The following is a 25,655-nucleotide window of genomic DNA, read 5'->3' as shown; positions in this document are numbered from 1 at the left end:
TATAAAGGAAAGAAATATACGTAGAAAATGCATAAATATAGAACTCATAATTGTAACGAATTACAAATATCCGATGTTAGGAAAGAAGTTAAATTATCCGGTTGGGTACATAGAAGAAGAGATCACGGTAATCTAGTTTTCATAGATTTACGCGATCATTATGGTATAACTCAAATCGTGTTTACCGATCAAAACCAGCAGCTTATGGAAGATGCAAGTCGTTTGCGTTATGAGTCGGTAATTACGGTAAGGGGTACAATTGTAGCAAGATCAAATGATACTATTAATGATACGCTTCCGACAGGTCATATTGAGGTCTTAGCAGGTGAATTTATTGTTGAATCAGCTGCAGATACTCTACCTTTTGTTATTAATACCGAAAAAGATGCTCCAGAAGAGACGAGGCTTAAACATCGCTTTTTAGATCTTAGACGTGAGAAATTGCATAATAATATAATACTCCGCTCACAAATTATTTCTCATATTCGTCATTTGATGACGGGAAGAGGTTTTACCGAATTTCAAACACCGATTTTAACGGCAAGTTCACCTGAAGGTGCTAGAGATTTCTTAGTACCGAGTAGAATGCATCCGGGTAAGTTCTATGCGTTACCGCAAGCACCTCAGCAATTCAAGCAGTTATTGATGGTATCAGGCTTTGATCGTTATTTCCAAATTGCTCCTTGTTTTCGGGATGAAGATGCAAGAGCCGATAGATCACCTGGCGAGTTTTATCAGCTAGATGTAGAAATGTCGTTTGTTACACAGGAAGACATATTTAGTACTATTGAGCCTGTGATGTATGATTTATTCACTAAATTCACGGCTAAAAAAGTATCAGAGACTCCTTTTGTTCGTATTCCATACAATGAATCTATGCTAAAATACGGTTCTGATAAGCCTGATTTACGAAATCCTATTATAATTGCTGATGTAACTGAGATATTTAGAGATTCCGATTTTACGATTTTCAGAGAGAATATCAAAAAAGGTAGTATTGTTCGTGCAATTCCTGCCCCTAAGGCAGCTGCACTGCCTCGTAGCTTCTTCGATAAAATGATAGAGTTTGCAATATCCGAAGGAGCAGGTGGACTTGGCTATATTCAGTTTAGTGAAACCGGTGAAGCAAAAGGACCGGTAGCAAAATTCTTAAGCCCGCAGCAATTAGAGAGTCTAAAAGCTACAGCTAGTATTAGTAACGGTGATGCCGTATTTTTTGCTAGCGATAAAAAAGAAAAAGCTGCAAAGCTTGCAGGCAAGGTTAGAATAAGACTTGGTGAAGAGCTTGATTTACTCGAAAAAGACTGCTTTAAATTCTGCTGGATTACCGATTTTCCATTCTATGAATTAAATGAAGACACAGGAAAAATTGATTTTAGCCATAATCCATTTTCTATGCCACAAGGTGGCTTAGAAGCTTTAGAGCAAGCTAAAACGACTGAAGAGTTATTAGAGCTTACCGCATATCAATATGATATTGTTTGTAACGGTATTGAGCTTTCTAGCGGTGCTATTAGAAACCATAAGCCTGAGATTATGTATAAAGCATTTTCTATGGCAGGTTATAGTGAAGAGGAAGTTGATAAGAGATTTGGGGGTATGATTAGAGCATTTAAGTTTGGTGCTCCACCACATGGCGGAATAGCTCCCGGTATTGACAGAATCGTTATGCTACTCGCAGAAGCAACTAATATAAGAGAAATAATTGCATTTCCTTTAAATCAGCAAGCTGAAGATTTACTAATGAACGCTCCAAGCTATGTAGAAGATAAAGCTCTAAAAGAGCTAAGCATTATGCTATCACCGTCGATTCTTAAGAATATGAAATAACAATTAGCCAAGATAAAAGACGATTTTATCTTGGACGTAAATCTAATTTTTGTAATTTTATTGTGTCGATGAAAATTTAAAAGGTTTTTCAGGAACAAAATGCTCCGATACTTCACCTGAAAATACTTGTCCTTTTGATATAATAAGTTTTTTTACCGGTGCTCCTTTCTTGAAATCTAAATTGGCAAGAGATATCCAAAATACATTTGGAGAAGTTGATGAATCAAAATAATAAATTTTATTTTTATGATCTGTAATTGTTCTCCATAATGTAGATGATATGTTTGGTTGATCAGATGTAGTGATACCCAAAGGGACACTAACACTACGCATTATTCCCATTACGCTTGCTATAGCTTGATTAATGTATTTTCCTTCAATAACGGCATTTTTATATTGTGGAGCGATTTTTTTAGGAATAGCATTTATCAAAAATGATGCACGAACAAAACGATCTGCAGCTTTATTAGTTCCCGGCATGAATATTAAGCCGTTTATTTCTTCCCAATATGTATTTAAAGCAAGTTGATGGTCAAATTTCGGTGAATTAGTCATTACTTGATATTGTTTACCGTGATGTATCACTAAATTTCCGTCTATATACTCAAATATTGCTGAATCACCTGTACTATCGGAGATAGATAAATGAACTTGTGCCGGTATACCGTTTTCAAGAACTAACGGCATTACTCTAATAAGATTCTGACTAAATGCTTCTACGGCTTCTGCAACACTTGCAAAATTATCGAGTACATATTGTGTCCATATAGAAACAGATATAGTATGTTGTTTATCGTCTGCTTTACCATAATTTGATTCTACCAAATATAATAAATTAGCGGCTAATCCTTTCTCATTTATCCCGTCAACAGTGCCAATATCATAACCGGAAGTAACTAAACTGCCATATTTTGATACCCATGTAATCGATTGAGAACCGGCCATACCGTTACGCTCTATGCCACGTGGAAAAACCCAAAGATTAGATTGAATATCCTCTCTCCAATCCATTGTTCTTCCTGTAATTACTACATTTTCTGAGCCTAAATAAACTGCCCTAGTACATCCATATATAGAAGATATAAAAATATTTGAAATAAGTAAGCTATAAATTAACTTTACTTGTATATTAATAAATTTTAAATAAATCGTTTTATATTTCTTAAAGCTAAAAATACTCATTATCCGCATATGTTACCTAGCAAATTAATGTTGATTAATGAATACTTTATATAAAAATAATATTATTGTAAATAAATTTACTTATATTAAAGAATAAAAATATAAGTAAAGCTTCCTTTTTACAATAGTCATTCCCACGTAGTATTGCGTGGCATCGAAACCCCTCGTCATTGCGAGGAGGGACGTAGTCCCGACATGGCAATCTCAGGAATTTTGCCTGAGATTGCTTCGTCAATTACTTCGTAATTTCCTCGCAATGACGGTGAAACAGAACCACGCAAAAATACCGTGACTGCTCGCAATGACGTTTAAGGCATATCCTCAACAATGCCTATCTTTGTTTCTGATTTTCTCTTTTAGCTTGTAATTTAGAGAATGCAATTTCTTTTACCGCTTCTACTCTTTTTGGCTGAATGCCTTGATTTCCTTTTTGTTTTAATATGTTACCAATTTTTATACTTTCTGCTATCAGCTTCTGTGTATCATGAATTTCATTTAAATTTTCAGGAGAAATTTTTTTCATAAAATAGTTTGAAATGTTAGATAAACCTATCTTTTCACAAAAATTTCCTACCTTGTAATATATAGTATCTTTGGAATTTAATTTAAAAGATTTAGCATTTAATAAGTTGGTCGTATTTTCTATATTATCCTGATATTTTAAATCTTTCTTTATACCCTCAATATCCTGCTGGGTAAGATAATTTTCTTTTTTTAGCTCTTTCATTATATTGTCGTAGAATTTTGCTACTTCTTTATCGGTTACGTTTTTAGTTGTTGCCTGTTTTGTAAAATCAACAATTAGTGATTCCAACTTTTCGCCGGAAGATTTATCTTGTGTACGCATTGATTTTACAGGATCAGAAATTTGTACTTCTACTTTATCTTTCTTAACCTCAACTTCTGTTTCTTTCCATTTTCCTTCTAAATCTTTGCTCCATTGTTGTTCCTTGATTATTTCTTTTTTCAAGCCTATAGAAGTTTTAATTTGGTAATTATTTTCATACGCCCACTCTTTAGCATCTTTACCTTCAATTGTAATGTTATTATTTATTGCATAGAGTACCGGGTCTTTTACAGGTGAATTAGCGAAAGCCTTTAACCAACCGTCATTTTTAAATTCAGGTGAGACATTACTGAATTTTGTTACTATCTCAGCTCCTTTGGCCACTTCTTGCATATTAACAAGATTTTCTTTTATACTGCCTTTATAGTGTTTCCTCAAATCATCAAAATTGTTAATATTAGCGGATAACGCAATATTTTTCGGATCAAACCCGGCTTTTTATAATTCATCAATTTTTTGATCAACTATTGCTTCCATCTGTTTCTCATCAAATTGACTTATCATCTGATTTAACGATTCGCTATATTTATCGATACTAAATGAGAAATTACCTGCTTTGATAGCAGCATTGTAGCCGACTCCAGGATGTGCAAACATTTCATTTGTTAATTGGATCATACTGCCAAAATCCTTATGAAATGCTAAAAAAGAGCGACCATGATCAATTTTGGTTATTGTTTTACCATCCTGCATCATTAAATTACCAGCATGATAATCTACTTCCCCCAGCATATGACAAGCAGCTATGGCTTTTTCAAATCCTTCTAGCTTTTTTAAATTTTGATCATTAGCTCTGACTCTAGTTTGATCTGATAAACCGGAAAATTCTGTTAGTGTTACAGCATTATCAAAAAATTTAGAACGTACATAAAGTGAATCAGGGTGTTTTTCATCCGCTTTTACCAGCCCTTCTTTTGGTGCTCGATCATGTAATAAAAATTGATACATAGTAGAGCCTATTAATTCTTGTACCCCGTCTCTTCGGTCAGCAATAGCCTGTTTTCGTGCATTATTATCTTGTATTTTTTGGCATGCAGCATGAGTTTTATAAAAATGTTTTAAAATAAAAGTATTTCCTAGCTCATCTTTAGCAACATAACCGGCAGAAACTCCTGCTGCCTTTTTTCCTTTCTCCTCAAACTCAGCTTGCTGTGCCACCCTCTTATCACGTAGCATAGCATCAATTGCTTTTTTAGGGTCATTAGGATTGCTTAATTCTTCAAGTTTTCTGTAATCTGCATTATATCGGCTATCATCTAATCCAACTTGTCTTTCAATTGCCTCTTCCATAACTAAATGCTGTAAAAGAGGTGCATCGACTATTTCTCTGAATTCCCTGTGTTTATCTCCTGGAAACGAGTTTTTTATTATTGTTGTAACTTTAGCTAAATCCTTAGTGTTTAAATCGGCTAATTCCATTTGACTAACATATAGACTTGCAGTAGTAGGGGATTGGTCATTAGAAAGGTCAATAACAGATTCGGCAATGCCTTCGCAGGCTCTAGATATTTTTTTGGCATTCAATGCTGTATCTTCTGTTTTCAGGGCTTTAAAAAGTTGCTCTTGTAATAATAATTCCTGTTGAGTTTTTTCTTTAGACATAAAATAACCTAATTATATTAACTAATGCTTCAAAAATTTATTATATAAATTAATTATTATTAATTGCAGGGAAGAAAGAAATTCTAATTTGCAGAATTTTTTTTTATTTTTTCTGGATTGTCGAACTAGCTTGGCATTGCCCGCGTGAATCAATTTCACCTCTGTTATCCCGCAAGCTTGTAGCGGGATCCAGTTAAAAATACTAAAATTATTAGTATTTTTATTGTTTTTTGGATACCCTGGTCAAGCCACGGTATGACACCGAACGGATTTCTCGGTCCACGCAACAACGCCAACTCGCTTAGACCGTTCATAATGAGGAGTCGGTATCCATACAACAAGGCCCCGCTTTTGTGGGGATATAACATCGAGGTCTTTTTAAAAACTATTCGGAACTATAGATTTGATCGTGATATGACAATGAAAAAACAAAGCCATGAAATAAATCATGACTTTGCAGAAAGGATACCAATTAATCTCTTCTATTGCCTAAAAATCTCATTAAATATAGGAAAAGATTTATAAAATCTAAGTATAAAGTAAAGGCTGCCATAATAGAAAGCTTTTGTCCTACTTCATCGTTTCCTGCCATGTAATACATAGACTTAATCTTTTGAGTGTCCCAAGCAATTAATCCCATAAATACTACTATTCCAATAAGAGAAGTAGCAAAAGAAAGAGCCGAGCTTTTTAGAAACAAGTTAACTAATGAAGCAATGATAAGACCTATAAGACCCATTGCAAAAAATGAACCCATAGATGTTAAATCTCTACTTGTACTATAACCGTATAAACTCATTGCTCCAAAAACGGAAGAGCAAATAAAGAAAGTACGAGCTATCGAGGCACCGGTATAAATAAGAGCTAAATATGCAAGCGACATACCGGTTAAACCGGCATAAACCCAAAATAATATTTGTGCCGTTTTCAGGTTCATTCGTCCGAAGCCCATAAAGAAATATAAAGCAATACCGAGCGGAGCAAACATCATAATAGTGCCGAAACCTGTTTGAAACATTAAATTATAAATAGGTTCAACTGATATAGTCGTTACGGCCGCTACACCGGTTAGTAAAAGTGCTAAAGCCATATAATTATATACTTTAAGCATGTATTTTCTTAAGCCTTCATCAAAAGTTTTATTCTTTGAGGTGGCAGTTAAAGTTTTTGTATAATCGATCATAAGTAACCTTAGGATTATGTTATTTACATAATAAAATATAGTCTGTTAGAGCTGTTTTTTCAAGCTATAATTATAAATATCTTGCATTGAATATAAAGCCGGTGATTTATCTTGTAGCCAAATAGCAGCTTTAATTGCACCAATGGCAAAGGAATTTTTATTCAGAGCTTCGTGTTTTAAAGTGATTATTTCATCGTCACCTAGGAAAGATATTTCATGTATACCGTGAACATTTCCACCACGAAGCGAGGAAATACCTATTTCTTTTTCGCATCTTGGTCTATTACCACGATTAAATGCTATATTTAGTCCTTTTTCGCTTGCAATCGTTTCAGCAAGCATAATAGCAGTTCCTGAGGGTGAATCTTTTTTATTACGGTGATGGGTTTCTAGAATTTCAATATCGTAATCATCTAGTATTTTTGTTGCCTTTCTTGCTAAATAGCTGAGCAAATTAGCCCCGATACTCATATTTGCAGAATATAAAATAGGTAAAGTTTGAGCTGCTTTTTCTAAAAGCTTAAAATGTTGAGGCTGGAGTCCTGTGATTCCGATTACTAATTTTGTATTATGTTTTAATGCATAATTAATTAATTTTTCTAATATTTCAGGAGTAGAAAAATCGATGATTACATCAGAATTTTTACAAAAATTATCTAAATCATCTAAATTATTAGTACTATTAAATTTTGCTGAAATTTTACAATCTTTAAATTTATCTATTCTCTCTGTAATGGTTTTTCCCATTTTACCGGTAGAACCGCTAAGACCGATATTAATCATATTTGATTTATTGTAAATTTGTATAAGATTTATGAAAATATAATAGAGGCTTTAAATCATTTTTAATAGCAGTATTTATTACTTCACCAATAAATATAACATGATCACCGGCATCGTAAGAAGCATATTTATTACATTCTATATAACAAGTTGCACCGTTTATTAAAGGGCAATTGGTTTTATTGCCAAGCTCATAAGCAATTTTTGTAAATTTATTAGGTTGTGATTTAGCAAAATGTTTTGAGATATCAATTTGATTCTCTGCTAAAATACTAACTGCGAATTTATCACTTTTCTGAAAACTGTTTATACTAAAAGAGTTTTTATTGAGGCAAAATAATATTAACGGTGGTTTTAAAGATACAGAAGTAAGAGAACTAGCAGTAAAGCCAAAAAGCTCGTTATTACAATTTGTTGTTATAATAGTCACTCCCTGGGGGAATCGACTCATAGTATCTTTAAATTGACTTTCTGTTACTGTCCCAGCCATTTTTTCATAATTTTGTTAATGGTTCCGTCTTTTTTTAATGAATCGATTGCCTCATTAATTTCATTAATTAGTCCTGAGTTTTTAGACATACCTATAGCAAAATCTGATGAAAATTCTTCTAAAGTACTGCTTTCTAAATTTGAATTATTTTCTTTTAATTTTTTGCCTTGAAATTCCTCAGAAATAATAGCATCTATGACTCTGGCTTTTAACTCTTCAACTAACATTAAATGATTTGCTAAAGAATGAACTTTAATATTCATTGTCTGTGATAGATCTTGTGCTTTTTTTTCTAAAACACTACCGAGCTGTACCCCTACTATTTTATTCTCTAGATCTTTGCTATTTTGTATATTATCGCCTGTTCTATATATTATGGCAAATCTTGCAGTAGCGTAATTATCGGAAAAGCTGATATATTCGGAACGCTCCGGTGTTACGGAAAGCTCCGCCACCGCAACATCAATATTTTCACTAACTAAAGCTGCAAGTAAACCGTTAAAGTCGAAGTTTTTTATAATAACTTTTTTATTTAGACGTTCACTTATTGCTTTTATAATATCAATATCAATCCCAACAATCTCCCCGTCTTGGATGAATTCATAAGGAGGATTATCTGCGGCAGTACCGACTATTAAAGTTTTCTCCGTTTCTTTTTTTTCACAAGAAACTAGTAAGAAAGATAGTAGAAATATTTTTAGAAATTTCATAAAAATAATGTTTTAAGTTTTAGTGTGTGTCATGTGCCGAATTGTCATTGCGAGGAGATGCGTAGCATCGACGTGGCAATCTCAGAAGTGTTATACTATTTCATGAGATTGCCACGCTCACTTCGTTCGCTCACAATGACGGGAAAACTTATCATGCGGGCAATACCTACTGGAGTAATAGCTTCAAGAATCCAGCTTATCCTTTAAAAGCTGATTCACAAGGGTCGGATTAGCCTTACCGCCGGTTTTTTTCATCACCTGGCCTACAAAGAAACCGAATAATTTATCCTTACCTCTTTTATAACCCTCTACTGATTCAGGATTTTCAGCTATTACCTCGTCAATTACTGTGTTCAGCACGTTATTATCCGAAACTTGTACAAGTCCTTTTTCCTCTACTATTTTATCAGGTGCTTTACCGGTTTCAAACATAATTTCAAAAACGGTTTTTGCAATTTTACCAGAAATAGTATCATTTTCTATTAATTTTACCAGTTTTGCAAAGTTACTAGGAGTAATTTTACATTCATTTATTCCTATCGATGCTTTGTTTAATTGTCCGAACAACTCACTAGTTAGCCAATTAGTAAGCATTTTAGGGTTACATTCATTTGCTGCTTTCTCAAAATACTCAGCAACCGATTCATCGGCTACTATTACTTCGGCATCATATTTACTTAAGCCAAATTCTTTCGTATATTTTTCAATCTTTTGATCAGGTAGCTCAGGTAAGTTTGCTTTTAGTTCATTTATTAACTCATCAGAAATAACAAGCGGTAATAAATCAGGATCAGGAAAATATCTATAATCAAGTGCTTCTTCTTTTAAACGCATAGTTTTTGTTTCACCGCTATCGGCATTAAATAAGCGTGTTTCTTGAATTATTGCTTCACCGTTTTCAAGCAAGTCTACTTGTCTTTTAGCTTCAAATTCTATTGCTTTAATAATATTACGAATTGAATTAATATTTTTAATTTCGCATCTTGTGCCGAGTGGTTCACCGCTACGTCGTACTGAAATATTAGCATCGCAACGCATTGAGCCTTTTTCCATATCACCGTCGCAGCTGCCGATATAACGTAGCAAATTTCTCAGCTTTTTTACAAATTCAGCAGCTTCATCAGGTGATGATATATCAGGTTCGGTCACAATTTCCATAAGTCCAATACCGGCACGATTTAAATCGATAAAGCTGTAATGTGGTGATTGATCATGCATAGATTTACCCGCATCCTGCTCTAAATGCAAACGGTTAATGCGAATAGTTTTAAGATCGCCGGTACTAGTCGGTATTTCCATAGTTCCGTTTTGCACTATAGGATAGTAAAATTGCGAGATTTGGTAACCTTGGGGCAGATCAGCATAAAAATAATTTTTACGATCAAATACCGAATATTTATTTATTTTAGCTTTAAGCCCAAGCCCTGTTTTAATTGCTTGGTATACGCAATGCTTATTTAATACCGGTAACATCCCGGGCATTGCTGCATCAACATAGGAAACCTGCGAATTTGGATTTGCTGCAAAAATAGTACTACTTCCTGAAAAAAGCTTAGATTTTGAGGAAATTTGAGCATGGATTTCAAGCCCTATTATATATTCCCATTTTCCCGTATTACCTTCAATATATGCCATAATTAAAAACCCTTTGGCTCAAATTTAATATGTTTTACACCTGACTCAATTGTCGATGCTACTTTCAAAACATTATATTCGTCTAATTGTTTACCTATAATCTGCATCCCAAGAGGTAAACCTCGTGCCGATAATCCGGCAGGAACCGATGCACAAGGTAAACCGGCTAAACTTGCAGGAATAGTAAATAAATCGTTTAAATACATAATAGTCGGATCATTTTGTTTTTCACCGATCTTAAAAGCTTCGGTCGGTGCTGCAGGTAACAAAATGGCGTCAACTTTTGCAAAAGCATTATTAAAATCGTTTGCAACTAAACGACGTACTTTCTGAGCTTTTAGATAATATGCATCCATACAACTAGATGAAAGCACATATGTTCCAATCATAATACGACGTTTTACTTCCTCCCCAAATCCGGCTGATCTAGTCATTTCATACATTTCGTCAAGCGTCATATTTTCACGTTCTACTCGAAGACCGTATCTAACGCCGTCATATCTAGATAAATTTGAAGAAGCTTCAGCCGGTGCTATTACGTAATAAACGGCAACACCGTATTTAGCATGCGGCAGTGTAATATCAACTATTTCAGCACCGGCGTTTTTAAGTAGCTCTATGGTATCCTGCCACATTTTCATAATATCAGGTTCAATAATACCGCCTTCACCAAGGCTAAGAGGTACACCTATCTTCATATTTTTCATAGAACTTCCGATAGCGGATTGTAGTTCTGGAACTTCTGCTTTAATCGAAGTAGAATCTTTTTCATCAAATCCCATCATCGCTTCAAGCATAATGCTACTGTCTAAAACGCTTCTAGTAAATATCCCTGCTTGGTCAAGTGAGCTAGCAAATGATACCATTCCGTATCTCGAACAACGTCCGTAAGTGGGCTTGAACCCGACTAAACCCGTAAAGCTTGCAGGTTGACGTACCGAGCCTCCAGTATCACTACCAAGAGCAGCAGATGCCATAAACCCGCTAACTGCTGCAGCTGAACCGCCTGAAGAACCGCCTGGAACTAAATCTGCATTATCATCATTTGCTTTCCAAGGGCTAATTACATTTCCAAAACAACTAGTGATATTTGCCGAACCCATAGCAAACTCATCCATATTGGTTTTGCCGAGCATCACACCGCCCTTATCAAAAATATTTTGTGTAACGCTTGATTCATAATTAGGTATAAAATTTTTCAGTATATTAGAACATGCCGTAGTTCTAATTCCTTTCGTACAGAAAAGATCTTTAGCGGCAAATGGTATACCCTCAAGTGTTTGCGGCTGATTTTGAGCATAATTTTGATCGGCTGCTTCAGCCTGTTTTAAAGCTAAATCAAAAGTTTCGGTAACATAAGCATTTAGGTTTTTATGTTTCTCTATTTGTTTAATATGTGCATTAACTAATTCCTTACTTGTAAAATCTTTATTTTTTAGACCTTTTACACTGTCTGCTACTGTTAATTTGTTTAGTTCCGTCATAATTATTCAATAACCTTTGGAGTGATAAAATATTTTACTTCTTTAGCAAGCTGGGCACTATTTCCGCTTACATTATCAAATAATTTATTTGATAAATCAGAACTTGTAACGACGTCCTCTCGCATTCTAACATTCATATTAGAAACCGAAGTTAAAGGCTCTATATCTTTGCAATCTATTTCATTTAAAATATCAATCATATTCATAATAGTACTAAGCTGAGCAGAAAATTTTTCTACAGTATCTTCTTCAAATTTTAATCTAGCTAATTTTGCTATTTTCTGTGCTTCTTCTTTTGTAATCATAGTTTTATTTTCTTCATTCGGGTATTTTTAGGTGTTGGCGTCATTGCGAGGAAAAATTGAAAATTTTGACGAAGCAATCTCAGGAGTTTTATACTACTTCATGAGATTGCCACGCTCACTTCGTTCGCTCGCAATGACAGTTTTGGTATCTACGCAATAATGCCTGTGAGCAATGACGATTAGAATCAAACAGTCATTATCTCTTGTTCTTTTTGTTTTATTGCCGAGTCAACTTTACTACTATAATCATCGGTTAGTTTTTGTACTTGTTCGGATAAGCTATGATGCTCATCTTTTGCAATAATATTATCCTTTTCTAGCTTTTTAAGTTCTTCATTGCCGTCTCTTCTAATATTACGTAATGAAATTTTAGTATCCTCACCGTATTTATGAGCAAGCTTTACCAGTTCTTTACGTCTTTCTTCAGTTAAAGCCGGTATCGGTAGTCTGATTAATTGACCGTCTGTTGCTGGAGTTAAGCCAAGATTTGCTATAGTAATTCCTTTTTCTACAGATGACACCATAGATTTATCCCAAACCTGCACGTTAATTGTTCGTGCATCAGGGGTAGATAGAGAAGCAACTTGTGAAAGCGGCATTTTACTCCCGTAAGCTTCCACGGTTACGCTATCAAGCAAATTAACCGAAGCTCTACCGGTACGCAAGCCTTTAAGCTCATGATCTAAAACTTTCAGAGCTTTATCCATCTTTTCTTGTAAGTTTTTCTTTAACGTTTCTGTGTCCATATTATTTTATCCGTATATTTATTTTAGTACACAAGCCAAGTACATTGTTGTGTTGGTCGGTTTTCCCGTCATTGCGAGCGACTAAAAGGAGCGTGGCAATCTTATGAGAATCTCTTGAGATTGCCACGTCGCTACGCTCCTCGCAAAGCATTGTTGCGTGGATATCTAATCGTCATTGCGAGGAGCGAAGCTTTGCTGCAATCCAGTAAAAATAATAAAAAAATTCTGTAAATCAGAATTTTTTACTGGATTGCTTCGTCGAATTACTTCGTAATTCTTCTCGCAATGACGAAAAACCGAGTCACACTACAATATATTATTCCTCAATTGTCGTATATTCGCCTTTATCTTGTATTACTCTAGCAAAATTTCCTTGTTCTTTTATCGAAAATACTCTTATAGGTAATTTATTTTCTCTTGCAACTGCAATAGCTGCCGTATCCATGACTTGCAGGTTGTTAGTTATAACATCTTTATAGCTAATAGTGAAATATTTTTTAGCATCAGGATTTTTTTTAGGGTCGGAATCATATACGCCGTCAACCTGAGTTGCTTTTAATAAAATATCGCAATTCATTTCGATTGCACGAAGTACTGCGGCACTATCGGTTGTACAAAAAGGGTTACCCGTGCCGCCAGCAAAAATTACTACACGCTTTTTTTCCATATGTCTTTTAGCTTTGCGGCGAATATAAGGCTCACACACGCTCATCATAGGAATAGCCGATAGAACTCTTGTATAGATATTGAGGCTTTCCATAACGTTTTGCAATGTTAAAGCATTAATCACCGTTGCAAGCATACCTATATAATCTGCTGAAGCTCGGTCCATACCGACAAGTGCTGCATTGATCCCTCGATAAATATTCCCGCCTCCGACTACAATAGCGACTTCTACTCCTAAATCAATGACCTCCTTAATATCGCCGGCAATCTTTTTTATTACCTCATATTCATGTCCAAATTGCTTGTCTCCCATTAAAGCTTCCCCTGAAACTTTAAGCAAAACTTTTTTATACTTTAGAGCGTTTATATCTGATATCATTTTCTACTTCAAGTTGTTTTTAATATTTGCTTAATTTTTTTAATCATTCTACCTCTTTGTAGGTCGGTAATCGATGATTTATTGAGTGCATGTACTAATAGCATATTATTATTTATATCAAGTGTTACCGTACCGGGTGTTAATGTAATCGAGTTACTATAAATTACTTCACCGATTTCTTCTAGTCCTTCTGCGTCAATCCATTCAAAAACCGGCTCTATCTCTATCTTTCTTTGCCAAATTATTTTGATAACCGAGAGAGCTGATTTCCATATTTCTAATAATAACCAAGGAAAATATAATATAAATTTAATTTTAGTGAGCATTAACATTTCCGGTTAATTTGATATTTGAAGTAAAAGGTATTAGTAGCATTATAAATACAAATAACAGCCCTATCATATTAAATATATTATTTATTGCAATTACAAAAGCATCATTATTTAATTTGTTTGCTAATAACAAATAGGATGCTTTTTCAGGATTAAGGACTTTTCCGCTTAATAATTCAGTGTAAGAATCTAGTTGTTCTAATGCCATTATAGAAGTAGACGAGATATTTTCCGATAAATATTGCATAAAGATTTTAGTATCATTAGTAAGTATAGTACTGATTACCGCAAGTCCTACAGCTCCTCCTAAATTACGAGTAAGATTATAAAGCCCGCTAGCGTTACCTACTCTTTCTTTTGGCATATTGCCAAGAGCTATATTATTAGTCGGTATAAAACAAAACATTAATGAAAGCCCTCTAACAAATTGAGGAAGCACAAAGGCAGCAAATTTAGAGTCAGGCGTTAGAAAACTATTCAAATGACATCCGAGAGCAAACCCTCCAAGCCCTATAATAAGCATCAGGCGTAAATCTACCCCTAGCCCTAGCATCCTACCGGCAAGCGGTGCAGATAAAAATTGTGCTCCGCCCGTCACCATCATAGTAGCTCCGATTTGTAATGTATCATATCCGGCAATAGTAAAGAGAAATAGCGGTAATATATATACTGCCCCGTATAATCCGATACCCATAACGAACGAATAAAGGCAACCAAAAGTAAAGTCTTTATAAAGGAATGTTTTTAAATCTAAAATTGGATTAATAAAGGTTAGTTCTCTAATGATTAATAAAACAAAACCTAAAGCTACTGCAATACTTAAGAATAGTATTAAATTATCCTCAAGCCAACCTTTTTTGTTTCCTTCTTCTAAAACATATTGTAATAAGCCGAGCGTTAAAGCCATTAATAATATACCGAGAAAATCAAAATTTTTCAGTAATTTATAATTTGGTTTATCAAAATCCCCATATAAAAATACTACCGTGCATACGAAAATACCAGGTATGACGTTTAATAAAAACATAAAATGCCATGATAAAATCTCTGTAATATATCCACCGAGTGTAGGTCCTAAAGTAGGGGCAACGGTTACCACAAGACCGATTAAGATAGTAACGGTAGGACGTTGTGATGCAGGAAAAATTATAAAAACGGTACTAAATACCGTCGGTATCATAGCACCACCAAAAAATCCTTGTAATGCTCTAAAGATAATCATTGATTCAATATTAGTTGCGAGCGAACATAATACGCTCATAACCGTAAATCCTAGAGCTGCAATAAAATAAGAAATTCTGGTAGAAAGTAACCTTGCTAAAAAGCCGGTAATAGGAATAATGATAACTTCAGCTATTAAGTAAGATGTTTGAACCCAAGAAAGCTCATCGCTTGATGCAGCAAGACCTGCAGCTATTACGGATAATGAGCTAGCGACAATCTGAATATCAAGTACCGACATAAACATCCCGACCACCATACCAAAAAAAGCAAATAATTGCTTTTTAGAAAGAGCAGGCGGTTGTAAATTATCATTTGACATAATTAAATTATACAGTTTAAATTAAATAAAGTTAATAAGTGAAATAAAAATATATGTTTAAAATAAAAAATTGTTGTACAACTTTTAATTTTTAATTAAACTATTTATTAGGATATAAGTAGACAAGACCTAATATATGGTAATCATTTTATTTATATTTAGCAAATAATAAATATGTGATTGATTTATTAAAAAATATTTACTATAATATTAACATTTATTAATTATAATTGATTTATCAATATGCAAAATCCAGCACAAAAAGTTATATCTTTTTCAGAGCATAAATCTGATATAGAACGCATAAAGAAATCAATAGAAGAAGGGTGGGCAATAGTAAAGCTAGTACCTAATAAAGACCGTTTTATCGGACTTTTAGAAAAGATTTCGCATGCTGAAGATGAAACAATCTATATTCCTCCAAGAAAAAAGATAATAGTTAATTAACACGAATAGCGAATTATTACATAATCTGCTATTCGACTTAAGAAGTTGAATATAAAAGTGCAATAAAACAATATTCAATGATTTAAGGCTTGTATCTCTTTTAAATAAGGTGATTTTGTTTTTTTAAAAAGGTATTACTTTTCCTTTTAGTTCAGGTATCATAATTGCAATATCTGCTAAAAGAGATTCTGCATAATCACTGACACAACCGTCAGTAAGCTTTAAAAATTTTTTAATAAGCGGTATTATTAAATCGAAATCTATTTTTTGAAATCTGATTACTACATAATTGAGTCCTTGAAAAGCTGCTATATAAACGTCTTCATTTTCTTCTTTTTGAATAAAATATAAACAAACCTCTAATGCTTCATTATAATCTAAAGAATTTTGGCAGAAACTTAAAATAAATTCTATTTTTTCTTCTTCATTCTTTAGGTTATTTATTAAATTTTTATCAGTAAATACCTGCAACTCTTTTTGAGTAAAAAAATCAATTCCATTTTTAAAATATTCTAAACAAATTTTTCTTCTTAATTTAAATATATAATCAGCAATTGTTCCTAGCGTATCAATAGTCTCGTATCTTATTCGCTCACTTTCACTTTTTAGGTTCTTAAATAAGATAGGTAATATTAACTTATCTTTAATATTGCTAAATCTACGAACCACAATGTCTAAAGCTTGAATGGCTGCAGCTTGCAATAATTCTTTAGGATTCTTCAAATTTTTGATAATACAATCCATTGCTTCATCATAATTCTCATAATGCCCTACATTTATTATATAATAGAAAGATTTTTCCCATTCTGGAAGATTAATCACATCAGATTGCTTCATAAATTCTTCTTCGTTAACTATCATAACTAATGTTCTTATTTATAATTTTACCATTATATTTTAATAACTATTCTTTATATTTTTCAGGTAATCTAGCTTGAATCAATTTTTCAAAACTTTTTATTGTTTCTAAGTTAGTAGGTACTTCCATTTCTCTTATTTTTATCATTATTAGTATTTTAAGTTATTTTTCTGGATACCGTGAAGGGATCACGGTATGACACGAATGCGTTGTTCTACACATTATTAGTGTATCAGGTTCTACCTGTCTATCACAAAATAGGAATATAATTCTATTTAGAAAATGGTGCCAATGTGGGGATTTGAACCCCAGACCTACGCATTACGAATGCACCGCTCTACCAGCTGAGCTACATCGGCAAGGCTGAGATATGTCATTCCTGTGAGGTATTGTTGCGTGGACTGGTTTTCCGTCATTGCGAGAAGAATTACACAGTAATTCGACGAAGCAATCCAGCAAAAAATTCTGTAAATCAGAATTTTTTTTAATTATTTTTTGGATTGCCACGTCGCTTCGCTCCTCGCAATGACGATTTGACATCCATGCAACAACGCAGACAAGTCACGAGGTGACAATGAAGCATTTTTATAAATGCGTTGAAAATCTTAAATGGAAATGCTGCGTATCGTCATATTTCTTCTTCTTAACTGGGAAACCCCAATCCATTCTGATCGGTGCAAAACGTGTTACCCAAATAAAGCCGAAACCAACGGAAGCTCTAAGCGATTTATCATTATAAAAACCGTTTGGAGTTTGATATTGTTTCTTGTTTAAACCTACTCCCCATACGCTTCCTAAATCCATAAAGACTGCACCGGTTAAATTAAATTCCTCAGGTACAGGTGTTGGGAAATTAAGCTCTGTTGAGAATGTGTAATATCGCTCACCGCCAAGTCCTTCATTAGTGACCTTTTCGCGAGGTCCTACACCACCGCTTGCAAAGCCTCTTAAACTATAATCACCTAAATTAAAGCGATCGGAAATTCTAATAATTTTTCCTCCAAGCCCTGCAATATCACCACCGGAAGCAGATAATTTTAAAGTAAGCTTGTTATGTATGAAAGATTTATAATATTTACCGTCAACTTCATGTTTTATATATTTGTTATCACCTCCAACGCCGGCAAATTCTTGGGTGCCGCTTACTAAATAACCGTTCTTTGGAACAATTTTATTATCGGTTTGATCATAAGTAATAGTATGTCCTATAGCAGAAGTAATAAATCTTCCCATCTGCTCATTTAAGAATATTGAGCTTGATGGACTCGGTGCACTTAAAATATCACGTTTAATTAAATAATCTATTTCGTGACCTAGATCCTCTTTAATTTCATAGCCAAGAGAAGTTTTAACCCCTATAGAGTGTAACTTATAGCTTTGATCGGTTGTATTTAATACACTAGCACCGCGTCCGGTATAATTTCTAAAAGCATTTACGCCAAGTGATAAATCACGATCTAAAAAATGCGGTTCGGTAATACCGCCGTAATAGCTTGTACTGTTTTTACTTACTTGTACACCGGCATTAAGTAGTTTACCGGTACCGACTAAATTACGCTCTAAGAAAGAGAAACGCCCGAATAAACCGCCGGCAGTATTATATCCTAAATCAAAACCTATAGAGGAAGTAGATTTTTCATCAACTTCAACGTTAACATCATATTTATCTTTAGCTTTAGTCGGAGCTAAGCTAATTGCTACTTTCTCAAAATAATCTAAATTTCTAAGGTTACGCTCACCTTTTTCAATATATGAACGGTTAATTATGTCCCCTTCTTCTGTTTTAAATTCTCTTCTTATAACATGGTCTTCGGTTTTAAGGTTATTAATAATATTAATTTTATTAATATAAACCTTATCGGCTTTCTCAATAATAAATTTAATATCTGCAGTATGATTAGCATTTTTCATTATATCCGGATAAACATTTACCGCAGGGTAACCGTTTGCTGTAAAATATTCTCCGATTTTTTCAGCTATCTCATCAACCGTTTTCATATTGAAAACCTTGCCTTGCTTAATATTAACAATTTTATTAAGCGGTGTTATATTTATATTAGTTAATTTATTATCTATCGTAACATTACCGAAGCTATATTTTTCTCCCTCTTCAATGGAATAGGTAAGGGTGAAATATTCTTTAGTATTATTGAGTTCTGCCGATGCCGAAATTACTCTAAAATCTGCAAAACCTACAGATTGATAAAACTCTCTCAGTAATTCTTTATCATATTCCACTCTATCAGGATCGTAAGTATCGTTACTTTCTAAAAAACGAAACCAACGAGATTCTTTAGTTAAAACAATAGATTTAAGTTCTGAATCACTATAATTTTCATTACCGCTAAAATAAATATATTTAATACCGGTTTTTGGTCCTTCTGCTATATCAAAAATAACCTTAACTCTGTTGTTTTCTAAATTTTCGATTTTAGGCGTTACCGTGGTAGCAAAACGTCCACTACGTTTATAAATTTCCAATATTTTCTTTACATCTAATTCGATTTTAGCTTGGCTAAGAGATTCGCCAGACATTGTATAAATTTCTTTAGCGAGCATATTAGTTTTGATTTTAGAATTACCGCTAAATACTACGCTACTTATAAAAGGCGTTTCAGTAACGTTAACTATTAAATTACCCTCATTTGTTATATGTATATTTATATTTCTAAAAAGTGAGGTGGCATATAAATTTTTTATTGCTTCATCTTCTTTAGAATTATTATAGGTTTCTCCTACCTTAAGCTTTAAATAGCTCTCAATAGTAGAACGCTCAACCCTATGGTTACCTTCGATAGTTATTTTACGAATTACAGAGTCAGCTAATGAAATATGATAATAAAAAATCGTTAATAATAAAATTGTTAACTTACTAATTGATCTGATTTTCACCTAAAACCTTCTTTAAGATTTAAATATTAACCGTCATTGCGAGCAGCCATAGGCTGCGTGGCAATCTCATGAAATAATAACAAACTCCTGAGATTGCTTCGTCAATTACTTTGTAATTTCCTCGCAATGACGATTTTTGAACCATGCAACAACGTCTCCTCGAAATGACGACAAAGAATGCATTTAAACATAATTAATGTACTCCACTATAGTAGATAATATAAACGAGAGCAAGCAAATCTATAATTTAGGAAAATAAATTTTGTATATCGTTAGAAACAGAGATTATAATAAGAAAAATTATTATTGCCGCTCCTAATTGTAATAAAATATTTTTAGTTTTAGGATTCGGTAATCTACCGGTAATTGCTTCATAGAGTATAAATATCAAATGTCCGCCGTCAAGTACCGGTATAGGTAGTAAGTTAAGTAATCCTAAATTAACGGAAAGCATTGCTATAAATAATAGATACATTTGGGTTCCGCCAGCTATAGATTTTCCTGATTCTTTAGCAATAGCTACCGGTCCTCCTATCTCATCGAATGAACGTTTTCCTACAATCATTTGCGATATTGCTTTTAGAGTTAAAGCAGACATATCTATAGTAGTATTAATAGCTTCCCAAAATCCTCCTAAAATTCCTATTTTAGTATGAATAGGTTCATTTTTAGCTATAATACCGATGCGAAGAGTTTTCTTAACTTTCTTTTCTTCGGGAGGCGATATAATTATTTCTTGAGGCATTATATTAACGGTAAATTCTTCACTTTTTCTTTCTATAGTTAAAGTAGAAGAGCTAAAGCCGTTAATTAATATCTCTCTCTGTACGTCCCCAAAATCTTTAACAGATTTATCGTTAACCTTAACAATTTTATCTCCTTCTCTTAAGTCTGCTCTCGCTGCTGGTGATGAAGCTACTACATCACCTATTATAGGAGGAATCTCTGTTTTTCCAAAGTAACAATAAAAGCCTGCAAATATTATTACGGCAAGCAAATAATTAATTAACGGACCTGCCGCAACTATTAAAAAACGTTCTAAACAAGATTTAGCATAAAAAGCTACTTTTTCGTTAACTTCTTTAGTCTTATCCATAAGGCTGCGATCATAGCCGTAAATCTTGACATAGCCGCCAAGCGGTATAAGACAAATCTTCCACCTAACTCCTCTTGTATCGGTAATGCCTATTAGTTCTTTACCGAAACCTATCGAGAATTCTTCAACTTTTACATTAAAATATCTAGCAATACAATAATGCCCAAATTCATGGATAAATACCAAGATGCTGATGGTTATAATAAATCCGATTATAGATAGCATAAAAATTTTATAAGTTTACTAATAAATTATTTTAAGGTATAAATTGCAAGGTTATAGATATCATTTCGTTGTTGTGAGTGATATTGTTATAGGAATCCCTTTCCACGTCATTGCGAGAAAATTACGAAGTAATTGACGAAGCAATCTCAGGATATTTGACGAGATTGCCACGCAGCCTACGGCTGCTCGCAATGACGATTTGGTATCCACGCAAGTAATACTCTCTCGCAATAACAAAAATTAAATTTTAAATTTCTTTTCTCTATGAGTTCAAATAAAATTAATAAAAAGTCGATTGCACGTATTGCAGCAGTGCAAGCTATTTATCAAAACATATTGCAAAATAATGATGATATGGATGATATCATGCAAAATGTACTTTCTTTTTATCAAAATAATAATTCTACAACAGCTTTACCTGAGAATTTAAAAATATCATTAAGTATAAGTCATTTTAAAATGCTGGTAAAGTCAGTATTTGAAAATATTAATAAACTAGACGAAATTATCGACAATCATTTAACAAACGATAAAGATCCTGCACATATGCCGATCTTACTCCGAGCTTTATTGCGGGTTAGTATATGTGAGCTATTATTTTGCCCTACTACTCCTGCTAAAGTAGTAATCAACGAATATACGGACATAGCAAATGATATGTTAAATGAACACGAGATTGGTTTTGTGAATTCAATATTAGACAAAATAGCTCAAGAAAATAATAAAATTTCATGACAAATAATTTAAGCGGTTATAGAAATAAATTCGTTAGAGTTAAGACTTCTAAAAAACGCACCGTTTCTTCTAGTAATTGGCTTAGACGCCAATTAAACGATCCGTATGTTGCAAAAGCACGTCTTGAAGGCTTTAGGTCGAGAGCTGCATATAAACTACTTGAAATCCATGGAAAATTTAAACTTTTTAATCCTAACATGAAAATTGTTGATCTAGGAGCAGCTCCTGGGGGGTGGAGTCAAGTAGCTTCCAAGCTTATTAAAGCTTCGGATAATAGCCTAAATAATAAAATAATCTCTATCGATTTGTTAGAAATCGAACCTATTGCTGAAGTTGAGTTTTTTCAAAAAGATTTTTTTGAAGAAAATACGGAAGAATTAATTATTCAGGCTTTAGACGGTAAAGCTGATATAGTAATGAGTGATATGGCATCAAATACCATAGGTCATAAAGCTACAGACCATATAAGAACCTTACTTTTATGTGAGCAAGCTTTTGAATTTGCTTTAAAAGTATTAAAACCCTCCGGTCATTTTATTGCTAAAATTTTTCGTGGCGGTGCAGAAAATGAATTATTAAATAAAGTGAAGCGCGAATTTAGGACGGTAAAACATTTTAAACCTTCATCCAGCCGCAGCGAATCTACGGAAATCTATTTAGTTGCTCTAAATAAGAAATAACATATATAAATTTACTATATATATGTTATTTTTTTATTTAACATACTAGATGATAACCACTTATATCTCCTGTTGTTTTGACTTCCTGAGCATATTCTTGACCGCAGCTTTGAAAATTATTATATATCCCAACTAAATTAGCTCCGGTTACAGTTTCAACTATTTGATTATATAAATTATTTTTTAAATTTAGAGTATTTTTAGCATATTCTTGTGTTCCTGCTTCCCAATCATCTACGGTTAAAGTAATATTCTGTTTTAAATCAAAAAAATTAACAAGCCCATGTTTACTGATTCCGGCTATTATTTCCTCAAAGCCTTCAACTATTCCATTAATTCCTAGATATTTTGTAGCTTTTTGTTTGGCAAAATTATATAAATATGATGCCCATTCTTCTGATTGTGATAGTTCTGTTTTTTTACCAGGAAGAACCATTGTCGTTTTTCCCAAATGCTTATTAGTAATATTAATAAGATTATGTTTTGCATTATATATCTTGGAATGGGTAGCTAGCTCTTCTATTGGAGTTGTTACTTTTCCGGTAAATAAATTTTTTTCTATGCCTCTTTCAATTATTGGTTTTGAGCCAGGGCTGTCAAAAGTTGTAGATTTATTAAAATGTAAGTTGCGAGAATGTATTTCTACTGAAGTTAAATCTGCAGTTATTGCTCCAAGTGAATGACCGCTAGTATTAAAAATATATTCTGTGGCTTTACTTAAGCCGTCTAATTTGTTAATTACTTCATTAACAAATTCCTGAAGTGGAGTTAGTTTAGTAGGTAAATAATGAAGAGCGATAAGTAAGTCGTCTAGTAAATCATATATATTGAATTTTGTACCGGCACTAGCAATATGAACTTCTTTAGTTTCTTTATTTATAAATGCAACAGCTTTATAACCATATTTAGCAGTGTTGATATAATCACATGAAGCAGTCAGTATTTCCCAGCCGCTATCTGTTAATTGTTCATTGACCTTTGATGCTTCTAGATTATAAACATTTAAATCATCTGTTTTATATGCGAGGTCTAACCCTATATAAGCAAGTTTTTTAGTGCTAATATGTTTAGAATTTTTGTGCTTAGACATATCTACCTCTTTTTTATCACTATTACTATAAAATATGGTTTTTTCTAAAAAATGTCTAGTATTAACATTAATTAACTTGTTATTAAATAAAAGTTGACATTTGATTACCTTTGTTATATAGTGCATTTGCGTTATATTTAAAAACCATGAAACATGGTAACTTAAGCAAGGAGATAAATTATGTTTACATTATTAGTACGTAATTTATTCGGAAGTAATAAACCTATTACTTACTTATCTTTAATAGAAAAAGCAAAAGCAGATTATAGTTTTTATACAAAACTAGCATCAAGAAGTTTTCTTGCAGGAATAAGTAGTTTTTTTTCATCTAGTAGTTGGCTAAGCAAAATACCTTTAATAACAGGGGCTGTTTTTGGTACTAGTTACGGGGCAAAAGGCATTATGGATAGTAATGAACAAATAAAGCTTTTTACTTACTAAAGCTCATGAAGCAACTAAGGTTGAAGAGTATTTGGCTGTTTCGGGGTTAGGAAGTTTTGTATACGGTACTGCTATAGATAAAAACGGTGTGGATAAATTTACCGGTAAATATATTGAAGGAACAAATGGTAAGATAATATCTAATGCAATAACTCGTGTGTCAACCTTAAGTTTAACAGAAGACGGCGTTGGTTACAAACATAATGGTGGTTATGAAATAGTAGAATCAACAGATCGTGCGTTATATCAGGAAATACCTGGCGTGAAAGGACAATATACAAATAAATTAGTTCTAGATACTAGTATTCTTTCTGTTGTATTATTCAGCAGCTAATACAAAATGGCTATTCAAGTGACGATATTGAAAAAGCTTTAAGTTTAGGAACTGTTGAAAAGAGAGAAAGTTACAAAAATAAGCAATTAGCAGAATACAAGCCAAATTTGACAAGTAAGCTATGGCATGGTACAGAGAAAGCTATGCAAAATAAAGAAGTAGAACTTTCAAAAGAAATACAAAAATATGCTGAAATAAAGGAAGCTTATGAAGCATTATTTAACCACCACACTTCTAGTACTAGCGAAGAGCAAGAAGAGCAGTTTTATAGCCTTGATTATAATAATCTTAATGATGATCAAACTCAAATCTTAGGAGATGAGAAAGATGAAGGATATATATCTGATATTGCCTAGTAACTAAATACAAAATTTTCTAAAGAGTAAGGTTATAGATCTATAATCTTACTCTTTTTTATTTAATAACATCCTTTGCTCTCTTTTCAAAAGCTATAATCATTTTTTCGGTTGCTTTGGTAAAATAAGTACCAATTAATTTATCCAGTATTACGGACTTCATTTTAAAATCAATAAAGAATTTTAATTCAGTTCCTGCCGTGCATGGAACAAATTGCCAAGTACTTTTTAAATATTCAAAAGGTCCTGAAATAGCTACCGTATTAATCAAATATATTCCATCATCGGTTATTTCGCTTGTAACTCGTGAGTTATATTTTTCTGAAAAGCCTTTTAACTGAATTACTAACTCAGCAATGATCTCATATTTATCTTCTGAAATGATTCTAGAAGCAGAACACCAAGGCAAGAATTTAGGATAAGATTTGACGTCCCAGACCAAATCAAACAATTCTTGCGGTTTATAGAGTAAAATTTTTGTTTGCTGGAAAAAAGCCATCAGAAGTCAGTTACTTTACCTTTATGCTGCCAATCACCGTATCTTGTCGGTTCTAAACCTTTAACGCCGCCGATTTCTTTTTCTTTTGGCAATTTTTCTTCTTCTGATATATTGTCTTTTTTATTATCCATAATTAACACTCCTGCGAAGTGAAGAGTTGATATACGAAGATCAACTTGGAAAAGAGCAAGGAGTCTGTAAGCCGAGGAGCGGAGCGTATAATGATACGTGAGCATCCGAGGACTTACAAAGACGACGTAGCCAATTTTTCAAGTTCATCGAGT

The 25,655-nt window shown here is 33.2% G+C and carries 21 protein-coding genes, 1 tRNA gene and 4 pseudogenes; 6 read left to right on the top strand and 20 right to left on the bottom strand.

Features of this window, described 5'->3' with window-relative positions:
• Positions 1-27 precede the first annotated feature (27 nt).
• Positions 28-1,830 carry an aspartate--tRNA ligase gene (gene aspS / locus RF_RS06040; RefSeq protein ID WP_011271448.1) on the top strand — a complete coding sequence of 601 codons (1,803 nt, stop codon included), beginning with the start codon at positions 28-30 and terminating at the stop codon, positions 1,828-1,830.
• Between the two features lie 57 nt (positions 1,831-1,887).
• Here aspS and RF_RS06035 read toward each other — a convergent pair whose 3' ends face one another.
• The 10 genes and pseudogenes from RF_RS06035 to frr all read right to left on the bottom strand — a co-directional run bounded on the left by RF_RS06035 (position 1,888) and on the right by frr (position 12,797).
• Positions 1,888-3,012, bottom strand: a complete 1,125-nt coding sequence (locus RF_RS06035) for a linear amide C-N hydrolase (RefSeq protein ID WP_143549690.1) — start codon at positions 3,010-3,012, stop codon at positions 1,888-1,890.
• A gap of 331 nt (positions 3,013-3,343) precedes the next feature.
• A pseudogene (gene risK1 / locus RF_RS06030) lies at positions 3,344-5,461 on the bottom strand (T4SS effector phosphatidylinositol 3-Kinase RisK1).
• A 472-nt stretch (positions 5,462-5,933) separates the two neighbouring features.
• Entirely contained in the window at positions 5,934-6,644 is a 711-nt protein-coding gene (locus RF_RS06025; protein ID WP_011271444.1) for a Bax inhibitor-1/YccA family protein, read from the bottom strand.
• 45 nt (positions 6,645-6,689) lie between these two features.
• Positions 6,690-7,427, bottom strand: coding sequence for a 4-hydroxy-tetrahydrodipicolinate reductase (gene dapB / locus RF_RS06020; RefSeq protein ID WP_011271443.1), 738 nt, complete (start codon positions 7,425-7,427; stop codon positions 6,690-6,692).
• 7 nt (positions 7,428-7,434) lie between these two features.
• Complete coding sequence (locus RF_RS06015; RefSeq protein ID WP_011271442.1) at positions 7,435-7,917, bottom strand: flavin reductase family protein; 483 nt, start codon at positions 7,915-7,917, stop codon at positions 7,435-7,437.
• Positions 7,902-8,627: an ABC transporter substrate-binding protein gene (locus RF_RS06010; protein WP_011271441.1), complete on the bottom strand. Its 726-nt coding sequence runs from the start codon at positions 8,625-8,627 to the stop codon at positions 7,902-7,904. Before RF_RS06010 ends, RF_RS06015 begins: the two co-directional genes overlap by 16 nt.
• Before the next feature lie 183 nt (positions 8,628-8,810).
• The gene (gatB, locus tag RF_RS06005; RefSeq protein WP_011271440.1) at positions 8,811-10,262 is read right to left on the bottom strand and encodes an Asp-tRNA(Asn)/Glu-tRNA(Gln) amidotransferase subunit GatB; all 1,452 of its coding nucleotides are present in this window, start codon (positions 10,260-10,262) and stop codon (positions 8,811-8,813) included.
• Positions 10,263-10,264: 2 nt separating this feature from the next.
• The gene (gatA, locus tag RF_RS06000) at positions 10,265-11,746 is read right to left on the bottom strand and encodes an Asp-tRNA(Asn)/Glu-tRNA(Gln) amidotransferase subunit GatA (RefSeq protein ID WP_011271439.1); all 1,482 of its coding nucleotides are present in this window, start codon (positions 11,744-11,746) and stop codon (positions 10,265-10,267) included.
• A gap of 2 nt (positions 11,747-11,748) precedes the next feature.
• A complete protein-coding gene (gene gatC / locus RF_RS05995; protein WP_011271438.1) occupies positions 11,749-12,051 on the bottom strand; it encodes an Asp-tRNA(Asn)/Glu-tRNA(Gln) amidotransferase subunit GatC in 303 nt (100 codons plus the stop codon).
• Between the two features lie 185 nt (positions 12,052-12,236).
• A complete protein-coding gene (gene frr / locus RF_RS05990; protein ID WP_011271437.1) occupies positions 12,237-12,797 on the bottom strand; it encodes a ribosome recycling factor in 561 nt (186 codons plus the stop codon).
• Between the two features lie 208 nt (positions 12,798-13,005).
• Here frr and RF_RS12060 point away from each other — a divergent pair.
• Positions 13,006-13,093 (top strand): annotated as a pseudogene (locus tag RF_RS12060) (lytic transglycosylase domain-containing protein); the annotation flags it as partial.
• A gap of 20 nt (positions 13,094-13,113) precedes the next feature.
• On the opposite strand, the gene pyrH reads toward RF_RS12060, so the two are convergent.
• The 3 genes from pyrH to RF_RS05975 are packed head-to-tail and all read right to left on the bottom strand — an operon-like array spanning position 13,114 to position 15,717.
• Positions 13,114-13,842: a UMP kinase gene (gene pyrH / locus RF_RS05985; protein WP_011271436.1), complete on the bottom strand. Its 729-nt coding sequence runs from the start codon at positions 13,840-13,842 to the stop codon at positions 13,114-13,116.
• Between the two features lie 8 nt (positions 13,843-13,850).
• A complete protein-coding gene (locus RF_RS05980; protein WP_011271435.1) occupies positions 13,851-14,174 on the bottom strand; it encodes a monovalent cation/H+ antiporter subunit E in 324 nt (107 codons plus the stop codon).
• Entirely contained in the window at positions 14,158-15,717 is a 1,560-nt protein-coding gene (locus RF_RS05975) for a DHA2 family efflux MFS transporter permease subunit (RefSeq protein WP_011271434.1), read from the bottom strand. The genes RF_RS05980 and RF_RS05975 overlap by 17 nt, the downstream gene beginning before the upstream one ends.
• Positions 15,718-15,960: 243 nt before the next feature.
• Here RF_RS05975 and RF_RS05970 point away from each other — a divergent pair, with 243 nt between their 5' ends.
• Positions 15,961-16,164, top strand: a complete 204-nt coding sequence (locus RF_RS05970; protein WP_011271433.1) for a DUF2674 domain-containing protein — start codon at positions 15,961-15,963, stop codon at positions 16,162-16,164.
• 123 nt (positions 16,165-16,287) lie between these two features.
• Here RF_RS05970 and RF_RS10100 read toward each other — a convergent pair whose 3' ends face one another.
• From RF_RS10100 to rseP, 4 genes are all read right to left on the bottom strand, one after another.
• Positions 16,288-17,025 (bottom strand): HEAT repeat domain-containing protein, encoded by a 738-nt coding sequence (locus tag RF_RS10100; RefSeq protein ID WP_011271432.1) that lies wholly within the window; start codon positions 17,023-17,025, stop codon positions 16,288-16,290.
• A gap of 281 nt (positions 17,026-17,306) precedes the next feature.
• Positions 17,307-17,382 (bottom strand) — tRNA-Thr (locus tag RF_RS05960).
• 226 nt (positions 17,383-17,608) lie between these two features.
• Positions 17,609-19,915 (bottom strand): outer membrane protein assembly factor BamA, encoded by a 2,307-nt coding sequence (gene bamA, locus RF_RS05955; protein WP_011271431.1) that lies wholly within the window; start codon positions 19,913-19,915, stop codon positions 17,609-17,611.
• Between the two features lie 247 nt (positions 19,916-20,162).
• Positions 20,163-21,236 (bottom strand): RIP metalloprotease RseP, encoded by a 1,074-nt coding sequence (rseP, locus tag RF_RS05950; RefSeq protein WP_011271430.1) that lies wholly within the window; start codon positions 21,234-21,236, stop codon positions 20,163-20,165.
• A gap of 264 nt (positions 21,237-21,500) precedes the next feature.
• Between rseP and nusB the strand changes: the two genes are divergently transcribed.
• Both nusB and RF_RS05940 read left to right on the top strand, forming a co-directional pair.
• Entirely contained in the window at positions 21,501-21,971 is a 471-nt protein-coding gene (gene nusB, locus RF_RS05945; RefSeq protein WP_011271429.1) for a transcription antitermination factor NusB, read from the top strand.
• Positions 21,968-22,651 (top strand): RlmE family RNA methyltransferase, encoded by a 684-nt coding sequence (locus RF_RS05940; RefSeq protein WP_011271428.1) that lies wholly within the window; start codon positions 21,968-21,970, stop codon positions 22,649-22,651. Before nusB ends, RF_RS05940 begins: the two co-directional genes overlap by 4 nt.
• 37 nt (positions 22,652-22,688) lie before the next feature.
• On the opposite strand, the gene rlip is transcribed toward RF_RS05940, so the two are convergent.
• Positions 22,689-23,741 carry a secreted effector lipase Rlip gene (gene rlip, locus RF_RS05935; protein ID WP_041405363.1) on the bottom strand — a complete coding sequence of 351 codons (1,053 nt, stop codon included), beginning with the start codon at positions 23,739-23,741 and terminating at the stop codon, positions 22,689-22,691.
• A gap of 180 nt (positions 23,742-23,921) precedes the next feature.
• On the opposite strand from rlip, the pseudogene RF_RS05930 reads away from it, so the two are divergent.
• Positions 23,922-24,872 (top strand): annotated as a pseudogene (locus RF_RS05930) (hypothetical protein).
• A 58-nt stretch (positions 24,873-24,930) separates the two neighbouring features.
• Here RF_RS05930 and RF_RS05925 read toward each other — a convergent pair.
• Together RF_RS05925 and RF_RS12055 are read right to left on the bottom strand one after the other, a co-directional pair.
• Positions 24,931-25,371 (bottom strand): type II toxin-antitoxin system RatA family toxin, encoded by a 441-nt coding sequence (locus RF_RS05925; protein ID WP_011271423.1) that lies wholly within the window; start codon positions 25,369-25,371, stop codon positions 24,931-24,933.
• Positions 25,371-25,650 (bottom strand): annotated as a pseudogene (locus RF_RS12055) (DUF1674 domain-containing protein). The gene RF_RS05925 and the pseudogene RF_RS12055 overlap by 1 nt, the downstream one beginning before the upstream one ends.
• Positions 25,651-25,655: the final 5 nt, after the last annotated feature.

Source organism: Rickettsia felis URRWXCal2 (genome assembly GCA_000012145.1).
GTDB lineage: Bacteria > Pseudomonadota > Alphaproteobacteria > Rickettsiales > Rickettsiaceae > Rickettsia > Rickettsia felis.
This window is presented reverse-complemented; position numbering and strand designations above follow the sequence as displayed.